Here is a 13,792-nt window from a genome sequence, read left to right on the forward strand (position 1 = left end):
GTGACGCTCGACGGAGTGGCGGTCGACTGTTCATCAAACCAATACAGATATTTAAAAATCGGTCGGCGCGCCGCCTTCGGACCGGCGTTTGTCGACGAAGGCGTTGAGCTCCTCGCGGATAGCCGGGTCCATATACGGCTCTTCATAGGAGGCCAACCGCTCCTTCCAGACCCGATTGGCCTTTTCGAGAGCCGTCGGCGATCCGGCTTCCGCCCAAGTCTCGAAATTGCGCCAGTCGGAGATGATAGGCGAATAGAAAGCGGTCTTGTAGCGGTCTTGGGTATGCTGGGTGCCGAAGAAATGGCCGCCCGGACCGACGGACTGGATGGCGTCGAAGCCGAGGGCCTCCTCGGAGAGGTCGAGCGGGGTCAGGAACTCGGCCACCATCTGCAGCAGATCGATGTCCAGAATGGTCTTCTCGTAGGAGCAGCGCAGGCCGCCTTCCAGCCAGCCGGCCGCATGCATCATCAGATTGCCGCCGCCCTGGATGGCGCCCCACAGCGAGAACACGCTTTCATAGGCCGCCTGCGCGTCGACCGTGTTGGCGGCGCAGGTGTTGGAGGTGCGGTAAGGGATGTTGTAGCGGCGGGCGAGCTGGCCGCCGACCAATTGCGCCTTCATATATTCCGGCGTGCCGAAGGCCGGCGCGCCGGACTTCATGTCGACGTTGGAGGTGAAACCGCCATAGCCGACTGGCGCGCCCTTGCGCACCATCTGGGCGAAGGCAATGCCGGACAGCGCTTCGGCATTCTGCTGCACCAGCGCGCCGGCGATGGTCACCGGCGCCATGGCGCCCGACAGGGTGAACGGCGTCACGATGACGACCTGGCCCTTGCTCGACATCTGGATGATGCCTTCCATCATCGGCACGTCGAGCTTGAGCGGCGAATTGGTGTTGATGATGGTGAACACCGATGGCTCATCGACAAGCTGTTGGTCGCTGATGCCGCGCGCGATCCTGGTGATCTCGATGCCGTCGACATTGCGCTCCTTGCCGAGCGAATAGATGTGGAACACCTTGTCGGTTAGCACGCTCAGATCGCGGATGCATTCGAGGTGCCGGACGGACGGATGGATGTCGATCGGCTCGACCGGATAGCCGCCCGTGCAGTTTAGGATGTTGTGCATCTGCGCAAGCTTGAGGAAGTTGCGGTAGTCCTGCTGATTGCCCGGCCGGCGGCCGCGGTCGATGTCGGAACAATTGGGCGCCGACGCCATCATCGAGATGATCAGATTGTCACCGCCGAAGCGGACATTGTGCGCCGGATTGCGGGCATGGATGGTGAATTCCGACGGGCAGTGGGAAACCAGCTCGAGGATCATGTCGCTGTCGAAGCGCACCCGCTCGCTGCCTTCACGGACATCCGCGCCATGCGCCTTCATGATGCGCCGGGCCTCGTCGTGCAGCACGTCGACGCCGATTTCCCGCAGCACGCGGAGCGATGCGAGGTGGATCGACTCCAGCTCGTCGTCGGAGACCAGCTTCGTCGGCGTCAGCGGGATTTTCAGTTGGCGGAAAGGCGGCTGCTCGAACGCCGCTGATCCGCCGGCGCGCTTTCCCGCGCGGCCGCCGCGACGGGCGCGGTCGTTTGCCAATGCCGGTTCGGCGGGATGAAGGGCGGCGGTCATGATAGTCCTCGTACGCTGCGATAAGTGCGGCGGCATAATGGACCGCCGGCTGTCCCGCCATTGCGGAGGCGACGACCACTAGGACGAGGGAAGCGACATGACAGCTCGCCAGCCGGACGCACCAGGGCGAAACCAGGTCTGTGCCCGAACTGTGAAACATGTCACGTTGCGATCACGTCATATTGAGTAAGTACATTGAATAAAACCGCCCTGAGGGAGACTATTTCCGTGTCGGATGTTGTCAGCGTGCGTGCAGCGACCAACAACGAAGTCGCCTTCATTGCCTGGGATATTGACGGAATGATCGACGGCTGTCTCGGCTTCGAAATCGTCCGCATCTATCCCGGCACCGGCGAGGAACGCTGTCTGGCGTCCTGGGTGCCTTTCAAAGGGCAACGCAACAAGGACTGGATTCCGCAGGATACCGGCGTCTGGCCGGTGCAGAAGACATTCTGGCGCGATCTTACGGTGCGGCGGCGCCGCGACAGCCTTGAGATCAGGCCGGATGGCGAACTGGTCGCCTACCGGGTGCGTCCGGTCGGTGACATGAGGCCCGGGCTCGATCCGGTGCCGGTGCGCCCCGAGAAAGCCTATACCGGAGCGGCGCGGCCGCTCGGCTATCTCGGACAAGGTGCCGTCAGCCCGACCATCTTTCTGGGATCGATGTTCGGCAAGGCGCGGCTCGCCTTCACCAACGGCGTACTCTCGACGCAATGGTTGTCGCGCGCCCTGGAAGACGCCGGCATCAAGGTCGGGCAACGCGATAAGATCAGGGACGAGCTTCAGCGTCCCGGCAGCAAGATACGCGCCTATCTACACGGCGAGGTTCCGGATGTGCTCACCAGCCTGATGAAACGGGCCAAGGCCGAGGGCGGCACTGTCAGGCTTGCCCTCTATGAACTTGCCGATGACGAATTGTGCGACGCGATCATCGACGCCAAGGATGTCGTCGACGTCATTCTTTCGAATTCGGGCAGGGATGAACAAACGAAGGCGTGGGACGCGGGCAACGCGCCCTTCAGAAAGCGGCTTCGCGAGGCGGGCGTCGTGCTGACCGACCGTCTGTTCAACAACAACCATATCGGCCATAACAAATTTGCCGTCTACCGCGATGCCCAGGGCAATCCGCAAGCGGTCATGACCGGCAGCACCAACTGGACGTCGACGGGCATTTGCGGACAGTCCAACAACGCCTTTATCCGCGACGACCCTGCCATGGCCGAAGTGTTCGATGCCTATTGGGAGCGGATGAAGGCCGACGTGTTCCCGCCGCCGGCGAGCGAAAGCGCTGCCGGACGTGTGGCGCAGAAGCAAGGCAAGCCGTTTCGCCTGAAGAATCGCACACCGAACCATGTCAGTGGGACCACCATCTGGTTCTCGCCAAACGATCCCGACCGCAGCAAAAAGGACATTTCGGTGCGGCCTGTCGATCTCGAAGACGTTTTCGCACGGATCAAGGCGGCGAAGGAGGCGGTGCTCTTTCTCGTGTTCAATCCTTCGCGGCTTGGCAACAATTCGGTCGTCGATCAGGCGGTCGCGGCGGCGACGGCGAATCCAAAGCTGATCGTGCAAGGCGCAATCAGCGATCACACCGCCATGCCCAACTATGTTGCCCCGACCAGGGATCCGGTCACCCGCAAATCGAACAAGGACGGCAAATCGCCATTCGTCTTTCCGGAGAAGGTCTGGGAGGCGCCGAACGTCTCCATCGTCAGGGCGGCGAACCTGACGGGGGCATCCGTTGCGCGGGATTTCCAGGCGGAAGTGCTGACCGTCGGCCATGCGATCGTGCACGACAAGATCGTCATCATCGATCCGATGGCCGACAACGCGACCGTCATCGCCGGCAGCCACAACCTTGGCTACAAGGCGTCCTATGAAAACGACGAGAACATGGTGATTGTAGAAGGCGACAAGACGTTCGCTGCGGCCTTTGCGGTGCATATGCTCGACGTGTTCGACCACTACAAGTTCCGCGCCTGGCGCAGAACGATTGGAGAAGGACCGTCGGACAATGATGGGCTCTCAATCGACGACAAGTGGCTGAAGCCTTACGCGGAGGGCAGGAAGGGGGCGATTGCCCGGTATTTTCCGTAGTAGTCTGAATGGTGCCGGGGACTCTTGACAAGTCATGCTCTGGCTGGCGCAAGCGGTTCTTGCCGCCGGTGCTTCCCGGCACGGCGCCGAAACGCTAATCGTGCAGGTTCTTATTGGTGCGGATCATGGACCTGGCGGAAGAGAACAGCGGCGAGACAATGCAGTGGGCGGCGATCACCGGCGTGATCGCCACCGTTTCGGTGTTCGCCATCGCGCAAGGGCTGAGCTATCCGCTGTTGAGCTTCATCCTGCAGCGCCAGGGCGTCTCGCCGGCCATGATCGGCCTCTCGGCGGCAATGACGCCGGTCGGCTTTATCGTCTCGTCGCCGCTGATCCCGTCGCTGGCGCGCCGGTTCGGGGCGGGGCGCACGGCGCTCACCTGCGCAGCTCTTTCCGCGATCATGCTGGCGCTGATCGGCTGGACGCAAAATGTCTATCTATGGTTCCCGCTGCGCTTCCTGATCGGCGTGGTGACCAATCCACTCTATGTGCTGAGCGAGATCTGGGTGATCGCGCTGGCGCCGCCGTTGCGCCGCGGCCGCGTGATGGGGGTCTATTCCACAGTCATTTCGGCTGGTTTCGCCGCCGGCCCGCTGTGCCTGCTTGCCGTCGGCACCGAAGGCTGGCCGCCGTTTCTCGTCGGCATCGCCGCATTCGTTTTTTGCGGCGCCTGCCTGGCGCTGGTGCTGCGACGGCTGCCGAAAGTCGATGAGGCCGGGCACCGGGTTTCGGTCATGGGGTTCATGCCGATGGCATGGCTGCTGTTGTCGGCGGTCGTCGTGGCCGCCGGGTTCGAACAGGGAGTGCTCGCGCTGCTGCCGGTCTACGGAGCGCATTATGCCATCGCGGAAACCCGAATGTCGGCGCTGCTGTCGATGATGATCGCCGGCAATATCGCCATGCAGGTGCCGCTGGGTCTGCTGGCGGAACGGCTGACGGCGCGTCTGGTCCGATTTATCTGTGTATCGCTAACGCTGCTCGGATGCGTGCTGCTGCCGGTTCTCATCGAGACGCCGCTGATCTGGCCATGCGTGTTTATCTGGGGCGCAGTCTCCTACGGCATCTACACGATGTCGATCATCGAGCTTGGCGAGCGGTTCACCGGCTCCGCACTGGTCGCCGGCAACGCCGCCTTCTCGCTGATGTGGGGCGTCGGCGGTATCGCCGTGCCGCCGCTGGCGGGCGGCGCCATGGATATTCTCGGTGCGGACGGCCTGCCAATCACGCTTGGCGCCATTTGCCTGGCGCTGGCGGTCACAACCGTATTGCGGGGGCGAGCAGTCTAATACAATTGCGGCGTGCCTTCATTTCCTTGCCATCTGGAAATCGCCCATAAATCACAATTGGCGTGGTATTCAGAGGGATGGATCCCGCGTAGACGGTCTCGAATTTCAACGGCACGATCAAAGTCGGGTATCAATCCAACGTCAGACAGTTCCGTGTTCGCAAACACGTCAGGAAATCCTCCGCAGTTGGTCAAAGCGCTTATGGAGACGTCTTGATCCAACAAGTCGTAGCCCAGGAAGGTAAATCCGTTCCAGTCGAGTGAACGGACGTCAACCGATGGTCTTCGGATCACATTGAGGACATTCAAGTCGCCCGGATCCGCCAACTCCGAAAGGAGGAAGTCCAGGTCCACGAAGAAATCGAGCATGTAGTCCTCGTTAACAATATGGGGCCAGTAGCTGTCCTTTATCTCTCCCAGAGCGACCGGCCCGAGCATTCCATCGAGTGAAACGAGCTCGCTTAATTGGGTCAGGCCGGACCAGTTGATGTACATGGTCCACGCAGTGCCGCTGAAAGGACCGAACTTCTCTTTCGCAATGTACAGATGTTGCATGAGTTCCCTCGTGGCCTGCGGGCGGCAGGAGGCCCCACCTTAGAGCGGCCAACAGCGCAACGGCTCGTTTTGCGCGTTCCAAGTTGAATATAGGTCGTCGCAAGACGATGTTTGCAACACCGAGCCTTGATGAGTTTATCGGAGACCATTTGACGATGTCGAACACAAAGACGCAGGCGAATTCGGCGGACGAAGATCCCTTTCTCTGGCTGGAGGACAGGACAGGCAAGCAAGCGCTCGACTGGGTTCACCGTCAGAACGAGGCTACAACAGGTGAATTGCAGGGTGATCCGTCCTACCAGGCCTACTTCCAAACCGCACTCGACCTGATGACGGCCGAAGACAACATTGCGGTCGGCTCTGCGCTCAACGGCCACGTCTACAATTTCTGGCAGGACAAGACTAACGTGCTTGGCCTCTGGCGGCGCACGACGGTCGCTTCCTACAGGACCGAGAAGCCGGATTGGGACACGATCATCGACTTCGACCGTCTTTCGGCCAAAGAGGGCGTGAAATGGGTGTTCAGCGGCGCCAGCCGGCTTTACCCCGACTTCAGCCGCTGCCTGCTCAGCCTGTCGCCGGATGGCGGCGACGCCAGTGAGATGCGCGAATTCGACATCGACACCAAGTCCTTTGTCGAGGGCGGCTTTCGTGCTCCAGCCTCGAAGTCGGGCTTCCGCTGGATGGACAAGGACACGGTCATCGTCTCGGCTGCCTTCGAAGAGGACGAAAAAACCCAGTCCGGTTATCCGCGCGTGGTTAAGCTTTGGCAGCGCGGCACCAGGCTGGAGGATGCGACGCCGATCTTCGAGGCGCAGAAGCAGGATCTCGCCGCCGGCGGTTCCCTCGAGTTCGACGGCGACAAGCGGCATCTGTTCCTGACCCGGACGCTCGATTTCTTCGCCTCGCACAGCTTTCTGCGTCTGCCTTCCGGCGAAAACAGGCGTATCCCGCTGCCGGACGACGTCACCGACACGATGCTGTTCAGGGATCAGCTCGTCTTCGGGGTGCGCAGCCCATGGTCGGCGCCGGACGGCACGCGATGCCGACCCGACGGCCTCTATTCGCTGGACTTCGCCCGCTGGATCGAGACCAATGCGCTCGGACCCGTCGATACCGTCCTCGAGCCGGCGGATCGTGTCTCGATCGCCGGCATCGCCCGTACGCAGGACCGGTTGTTCATTAATCTGATGGACAATGTGCGCGGCAGGGTCGTCGCCTGCCAACGCGGCGGCAGCGGCTGGTCGCTGCAGCCCGTGGCGCTGCCGAAAAACGGCAGTGTCGGCATCAGCCACGCCGAGCGTTTCGGCTCCAGCGTCTCCTTCTCGTTCACCGACTTCCTGACGCCGAGCTCGATCATCTGGTCGGATGACAATGCTGCGACGCTTATGACGGTGAAATCGCAGCCGGCGCGTTTCGATGCGTCGTCGCTTGTCTCGGAACAGTTCGAGGCGCGCTCGAAAGACGGCACCATGATCCCTTACTTCGTCGTCAGGCGACGTGATCAGAACGGGCCGGTGCCGACGCTGCTTTACGGCTATGGCGGCTTCGAAGTGCCGCTGTTGCCGGGCTATGCCGGCGTGCGCGGCCGGCTGTGGCTGGAAAAAGGCAATGCCTATGTGCAGGCCAATATTCGCGGCGGCGGCGAGTTCGGCCCGAACTGGCACCAGGCCGCGCTCAAGGCCAATCGCCAGAATGCCTTCGACGATTTTATAGCGGTCGCGCAAGACCTGGTGAAACGCGGCATCGCCACGCCGGCGACGCTCGGCATCCAGGGCGGCTCGAATGGCGGCCTGCTGACCGGCGTTTCGCTGACCCAGCATCCGGAGCTTTTCGGTGCGGTGATCATCGACGTGCCGCTGCTCGACATGCTGCGCTACACCGAGCTGCCGCCTGGCGCATCCTGGATGGCCGAATATGGTGATCCGGCGAAGCCGGAAGAGGCCGCGTGGCTGGCCGCCTACTCACCTTATCAGCATGTCGAGACCGATGCGGCCTATCCGCCGGTCCTGCTGACGACGTCGACCGCCGACGACCGGGTCCATCCCGGCCATGCGCGCAAGATGGCCGGGCGGCTGCAGGCTGCCGGCCACACCAAGACACTATTCTTCGAAGAAACCGAAGGTGGCCATGGCGGGCGCGGTGATCGCCGGCCGCAAGCGGCACAGGCGGCGATGAAGTATGTCTTCCTGCAACGGGCGCTGAACGGAACGGCTTGAACTGATCGCATCAGACCGCCTAAGGTGCTGCATGGCTCGGATGAAGACATGTCGCGCATTTGGGATGGCGGTGACGCCGTCGCCGCGCACGCTTCGCGCCGAGCTTTTGCGGCTTTGCGCCCGCATCGGCTATTCGCCGCCCGCGCTCCTCTGAACGAATCCGCCCCGGCAGCAAATTGCCGGATTGGTTCAAGAGGAAAGATCAGACATGACGTATCAGAATTATTCGCTGAAGCAGCTTCAGCAGATCGATGCTGCGCATCACCTTCATCCGTTCACCGATCACAAGGAGATGCGCGAGGCCGGCTCACGCATCATCACCCACGCCAACGGGCCGTTCATCTACGATTCCGAAGGGACGGAAATCCTCGACGGCATGGCCGGGCTGTGGTGCGTTAATGTTGGTTACGGCCGCGATGAACTGGCCGACGCAGCTTACGCCCAGATGAAGGAACTACCCTACTACAATTCCTTCTTCAAATGCTCGACCCCGACGCCGGTGCTGCTGGCCAAAAAGCTGGCGGAACTGGCGCCGAAGCACGTCAATCAGGTCATCTACGGCTCGTCCGGTTCGGAAGCCAACGACACGGCGCTGCGCCTTGTCCGCCACTATTGGGCGTTGGAAGGCAAGCCGGAGAAGAACCGCATCATCTCGCGCAAGACGGCCTATCATGGCTCGACCATCGCCGGCGCGTCGCTGGGCGGCATGGAGCCGATGCACAAGCAGCTCAACGGCGCGGTTCCAAACATCGTCCATGTGATGATGCCTTATGCCTACGAGCTGACTCTGCCCGGCGAAAGCGACCATGATTTCGGCCTGCGCGCGGCCAAGGCCGTCGAGGACGCCATCCTCGAGGCCGGCGCCGACAAGGTCGCCGCCTTCATCGGCGAGCCGGTGATGGGGGCAGGCGGCGTGAAGATACCGCCGATGAGCTATTGGCCGGAAGTGCAGCGCATCTGCCGCAAATACGATGTCCTCCTGATGCTGGACGAAGTCATCACCGGCTATGGTCGAACGGGCGAGTGGTTCGCGGCTCAGACCTTCGGCATCGAGCCCGATACCATCACCACCGCCAAGGCGTTGACCTCCGGTTATCAGCCGCTGTCAGCCCTGCTGGTCGGCGACCGCGTCGCGGCGACGCTGGTCGAGAAGGGCGGCGAGTTCAACCACGGTTACACTTACTCCGGGCACCCTGTGGCCTGCGCCGTGGCACTGAAGAATCTCGAGATCATGGAGCGTGAAGGTCTGGTCGATCGGGTCAAGAACGACACCGGACCCTATTTCGCCAAGGCGCTGCAGGAGCACATTGGCGGTCACGATCTGGTCGGTGAGGTGCGCTCGATCGGGCTGATGGGGGGAATCGAAATCGTTAGGGACAAGGCGACCAAGGAGCGCTTCCTGCCGGCCGGAAGCGCGGCCGTGCTTGTCCGCGACCACGCAATTGCGCAGGGCATGATGCTGCGCGCCACCGGCGATACGATGATCCTGTCGCCGCCGCTGATCTGGACGCGTGAGACGATCGACATGGCCTGCGACCGCATCGCCAAGGCGCTTGATCTGGCGCAAGCGGATTTGCGTAAGCGGTAAGATAGACGGATCGCCGGGCATCCTGCAGTCGGACGCCCGGCGTTTGAATGCTGCATTCTGCCGAAGAGTTCGCCAGGCGAGGATCAGCTGTGAGGGCGGCAGGTCTCCTACACCTTGGAGGAGCCGCTCACCAAGGGCTGCTACGAGGCGATCGCTTCGTCCGTCGCCGCGATTTACCTTGTCCGTCAGGACCTGTGTTTACCTGCCCTGGTTGTCGGCCGTAGCGTCGGTGCTGCTACGCTGGGCGTTAGCGCCGTCGCTCTGTTGCTCGGCCCACCCACCCGGACCGGTCGGAAAGCTCGGCTCTCCTTCCGCCTCTAGGCTCTCGTGGAACTCAGTGGCAGGTCTTCCTGGGTATACGCGGCCGCTCGACAGGTGCCCTTGATGGGCGGGATGGAGCTTTGCGTCATCGTTGCGGGCATGGTCCGGCGGCATAGGCTGCCGTGGCAAACAACGATCCGGCGCCGATGAAGAGTGCAAATGCGAGAACGTGCTTCATCGTGCTGTCCTCCAGTATTTGGACTCAAGATTCAGATAGAGCCCATCCAGGCTGTGTTGGGCAGCTTGGAATGAAATTGATTAAGGGGGGGCAGCACCTGCACATCCCCGGCCGTACGGTATGGCTTGCCCAATTTCGGCAATATCGACGAACCGAGCCTCGAGCCGATGATGCCTTCGGCGGACCGCATCGGCCGTCCGCGCAAAGGCGACTGGCTGGTGTTTCGATTAGACTCGCTTAGGCGTCGTTTTCGAACACCAGCCTCTCGCGGGCCGCCCGAGTACAGCGTCACGGGATGTGCGGAGTGCTTTTCATCCGCAGTACGGCTCCAAGAACAGTTGACGTTGGAACTGCCATTCATCTGGGGAATTGTAAAGTTGGCGAGGCTAAGCAGAAATTGCTTGGCAACGAACCTGTCAGAGCAATCGAAGCGTCAACCGTAAGCTTTTCAAGATCGCCTGCGCAATTTGCGGTTGCACTTTACATAATAGGTCAAAAAACAACATAGGGAGGTTATCATGATCAGGATTCAATCAGTTCTATTTTCTATTCTACTACTAGGAGTGGCAGGGTCACCCGCGACAGCGGAGGAGGTCTGGTCGCTTGACGGCTTAAAGGCCCCGGAGAGCGTACTTTTCGACACCAAGCGGAACGTCTTCTACGTTTCCAACATTGTTGGCGAGCCCGCCGGCAAGGATGGGGTCGGATACCTTTCGAAAGTTTCGCCTGACGGAAAGTTGCAGGCAGCCGAATGGGTGACCGGGTTTAATGCGCCCAAGGGATTGGTGATGCAAGACGATACGCTTTTCGTCACCGACATTGATCGACTTATGGCCGTCAACGTCGAGAGCGGTCAGATCACCGGAACATGGCCCGCAGAAGGCGCTCAGTTCCTCAATGACCCCGCCGTCGACGAGGCGGGTCGCGTCTTTGTTTCCGACATGCTGGCGAACAGGATTTATGTTCTGGACAATGATGCTCTCACCGTCTGGCTGGAGAGCGGGGATCTCCTGCATCCGAACGGTCTGCGCGTCGAAGATGGTCGCCTCCTCGTCGCCGGCTGGGGTCGCGATATCCAGCCGGATTTTTCGTCCAAGACACCCGGCCATCTGATCGCGATCGACCTGAACACGAAGGCTATCTCTGACATCGGGTCCGGCGAGCCTGTTGGAAATCTAGATGGTCTAGAACCGGACGGATTAGGAAATTGGCTTGTTACGGATTGGGTCGCAGGGGCGCTCTTTCGCATTCATCCGGATGGAAAAGTCGAGCAGCTGATGGACCTCAATCAAGGCAGCGCCGATCTGGAATTCCTGGAAGAAAAGAAGTTGGCAATCATCCCGATGATGATGGACGGCAAACTGGTCGCAACTCGATTGGGTGGAGCAACTTGAGAAGAGGCTCGCATAGTCCTCTCCCCAATTGGCCGTACAGGGTCATGACTTGCACTATCGAAGGGCCGGATCAGCGGCCCTTTCCACATCTGTGCCAGCTCTTGCGCGGTGCCGTTCCGAAACGCAAAAACCGCGCTCCATCGGGAACGCGGCTTTGCCAGATACGCATGGCGCTTCGCCAACAGAACACTTGCGAAACTTACGGGCTCCGGTACGCGAGACCTGATCCGGAGCGCCGGGCGGATGCGATATGCCGCCTCGCACTCCGTTCTACAGGGACATCGTTACCGGGTGGTTATCGATAGTTTAAGCAAATCTAAATTTCCGATGTTTCTCTTTGCCGGGAACGGAAAAGCCCGTCGAGTTCGAGGCTTAAGCGCGTCGCGTCTGAAGGGACGGTCAAGCCCGAGCGCAAGCTCTTGGGCGACATGCGTTACGCCGGGGTACCGCGTAGGAAATTTATGATGCCGGAAAAATCGGCACCGGCATGTCCCTGGGCGTTGAACAGCGCATAAAGCTGGGCGGCCTCGGCGCCCAGCGGCGTCACCGCACCGGCGCTTTGCGCGGCTTCCTGCGACAGTTTCAGGTCCTTCAGCATCAGTGCTGCGGCAAATCCCGGCCTGTAGCCATTGTTGGCCGGCGATGTCGGCACCGGACCGGGCACCGGGCAATAGGTGGTCAGCGACCAGCACTGGCCCGACGAGTTCGAGGCGACGTCGAACAGCGCCTGATGCGACAGGCCGAGCTTTTCCGCCAGAACGAAGGCTTCGGCGACGCCGATCATCGAAATGCCGAGGATCATGTTGTTGCAGATCTTTGCCGCCTGTCCGGCGCCGTCATCGCCGCAATGGACGATGCGGCCGGCCATCGGCTTCAGGATGGGTTCGGCCTTGGCGAATGCGTTCTTCGAGCCACCGGCCATGAAGGTCAGCGTGCCGGCTGCGGCGCCGCCGGTGCCGCCGGAAACCGGCGCGTCGATCGACAGCAGCTTATGTTTGGCGGCAATGGCGTGGGCTTTTCGTGCCGATTCGACGTCGATGGTCGAGGAATCGATGAACAGCGCGCCTTTTTTCGCCTTGGGCGCGATGTCCTCATAGACCGACAGGACATGCCTGCCGGCCGGCAGCATGGTGATGACCACATCGGCCTCTTTCACTGCGGCAACAGCATTGGCCATGACGACGACGCCATGCTCCTTGGCGATGACGAGATTCTCCGGCATCAGGTCGAAGCCGTGCACGGCATATCCAGCCTTGACGAGATTGGCGGCCATCGGGTTGCCCATATTGCCGAGGCCGATGAAGGCGATGGTGGTCATCGTTTTCTCCCGGTTTTGCCGTCAGCGGCCGATCAGGGCGCGTGCGATGATGACGCGCATGATCTCGTTGGTGCCTTCGAGAATCTGGTGAACGCGCAAATCGCGGACCAGCTTCTCGATGCCGTAGTCGTGCAAATAGCCGTAGCCGCCATGCAGTTGCAGCGCGTCGTTGGCGACATTGAAGCCGATGTCGGTGACGAAACGCTTGGCCATCGCCGACCATTTCGAGGCATCGGGAGCTTTGCGGTCGAGCTTCGAGGCGGCGGCGTAGAGGAAGATCCGTGCCGCCTGCAGCTCGGTCTCCATGTCGGCGAGCTTGAACTGCAGCGCCTGGAACTGGTTGATCTTGGAGCCGAAGGCCTTACGCTCCGCGGTGTAGGCCAGTGCCTTGTCGAGCGCCGATTGCGCGCCGCCCAGCGAACAGGCGGCGATGTTGAGCCGGCCGCCGTCGAGTCCGGCCATGGCGATGCCGAAGCCGGCGCCTTCGACTGAGAGCAGGTTTTGCGCCGGCACCTTGCAGTCCTCGAAGATGACCTGGCGCGTCGACTGCATGTGCCAGCCCATCTTGTGCTCGTTGGCGCCAAAAGACAGGCCGGACGCATCCTTCGGCACGACGAAGGTGGAAATGCCCTTCGGCCCGTCGGCGCCGGTGCGCGCCATGACGATATAGAGGTCGCTGTCGCCGGCGCCTGATATGAACTGCTTGACGCCGTTCAGCACATAGTCGCCGCCGCTTTTCACCGCGCGCGTCTTCAGCGCCGCAGCATCCGATCCCGAGCCTGGCTCGGTCAGGCTATAGCTGGCCAGCCATTCCATCGAAGTCAGCTTCGGCAGGAAGCGTTGGCGCTGCTCGTTACTGCCGAAGCGGTCGATCATCGAGGCCACCATGTTGTGGATCGAGATGAAGGAGGAAAAAGCCGGATCGGCGCGCGAAAGCGCCTCGAAGATCAGCACGGCGTCGAGCCGACCGAGCGCCGAGCCGCCGACATCGTCGCTGATAGAGATGCCGCCGAGACCGAGCGGGCCTGTCTCGCGGATCACGTCTGCCGGAAAATGCTTGTTGCGGTCCCAGTCGAGCGCGTTCGGCGCGACGCGGTCGGCGGCGAAGGCCTCGGCCATCTCCTGGATGGCGCGCTGGTCCTCGTTGAGTTCGAACTGGCTGGTGCCCGCATCGACAGCGGCGTCCATGGCGTGCTCCCTGATGTTGT

The 13,792-nt window shown here is 61.4% G+C and carries 9 protein-coding genes; 5 read left to right on the forward strand and 4 right to left on the reverse strand.

Annotated elements, in window-relative coordinates:
- Window positions 1–51: 51 nt before the first annotated feature.
- Window positions 52–1,629, reverse strand: coding sequence for a trimethylamine methyltransferase family protein (locus A9K68_RS16020; protein WP_065012210.1), 1,578 nt, complete (start codon window positions 1,627–1,629; stop codon window positions 52–54).
- A gap of 228 nt (window positions 1,630–1,857) precedes the next feature.
- On the opposite strand from A9K68_RS16020, the gene A9K68_RS16025 reads away from it, so the two are divergent.
- Window positions 1,858–3,726: a phospholipase D-like domain-containing protein gene (locus A9K68_RS16025; protein ID WP_065012209.1), complete on the forward strand. Its 1,869-nt coding sequence runs from the start codon at window positions 1,858–1,860 to the stop codon at window positions 3,724–3,726.
- A 125-nt stretch (window positions 3,727–3,851) separates the two neighbouring features.
- Window positions 3,852–5,012 carry an MFS transporter gene (locus A9K68_RS16030; RefSeq protein WP_065012208.1) on the forward strand — a complete coding sequence of 387 codons (1,161 nt, stop codon included), beginning with the start codon at window positions 3,852–3,854 and terminating at the stop codon, window positions 5,010–5,012.
- Here the strand turns inward: A9K68_RS16030 and A9K68_RS16035 are convergent.
- Window positions 5,009–5,566, reverse strand: a complete 558-nt coding sequence (locus A9K68_RS16035; protein ID WP_065012207.1) for a hypothetical protein — start codon at window positions 5,564–5,566, stop codon at window positions 5,009–5,011. The two genes, A9K68_RS16030 and A9K68_RS16035, sit on opposite strands and share 4 nt — an antisense overlap.
- A gap of 155 nt (window positions 5,567–5,721) precedes the next feature.
- Between A9K68_RS16035 and A9K68_RS16040 the strand changes: the two genes are divergently transcribed.
- The 3 genes from A9K68_RS16040 (at window position 5,722) to A9K68_RS16050 (ending at window position 11,266) form a co-directional block, all read left to right on the forward strand.
- Window positions 5,722–7,785 (forward strand): prolyl oligopeptidase family protein, encoded by a 2,064-nt coding sequence (locus tag A9K68_RS16040; RefSeq protein ID WP_082982790.1) that lies wholly within the window; start codon window positions 5,722–5,724, stop codon window positions 7,783–7,785.
- Window positions 7,786–7,993: 208 nt separating this feature from the next.
- The gene (locus A9K68_RS16045; RefSeq protein WP_065012205.1) at window positions 7,994–9,373 is read left to right on the forward strand and encodes an aspartate aminotransferase family protein; all 1,380 of its coding nucleotides are present in this window, start codon (window positions 7,994–7,996) and stop codon (window positions 9,371–9,373) included.
- Window positions 9,374–10,390: 1,017 nt separating this feature from the next.
- Window positions 10,391–11,266 (forward strand): hypothetical protein, encoded by an 876-nt coding sequence (locus tag A9K68_RS16050; RefSeq protein ID WP_065012203.1) that lies wholly within the window; start codon window positions 10,391–10,393, stop codon window positions 11,264–11,266.
- A 433-nt stretch (window positions 11,267–11,699) separates the two neighbouring features.
- On the opposite strand, the gene mmsB is transcribed toward A9K68_RS16050, so the two are convergent.
- Window positions 11,700–12,584, reverse strand: a complete 885-nt coding sequence (mmsB, locus tag A9K68_RS16055) for a 3-hydroxyisobutyrate dehydrogenase (RefSeq protein WP_065012202.1) — start codon at window positions 12,582–12,584, stop codon at window positions 11,700–11,702.
- Window positions 12,585–12,605: 21 nt separating this feature from the next.
- Window positions 12,606–13,772 carry an isobutyryl-CoA dehydrogenase gene (locus tag A9K68_RS16060; RefSeq protein WP_065012201.1) on the reverse strand — a complete coding sequence of 389 codons (1,167 nt, stop codon included), beginning with the start codon at window positions 13,770–13,772 and terminating at the stop codon, window positions 12,606–12,608.
- Between the last annotated feature and the right edge of the window lie 20 nt (window positions 13,773–13,792).

The organism is Mesorhizobium sp. AA22 (assembly GCF_001672375.2).
Classification (GTDB): Bacteria; Pseudomonadota; Alphaproteobacteria; order Rhizobiales; family Rhizobiaceae; genus Mesorhizobium; species Mesorhizobium wenxiniae.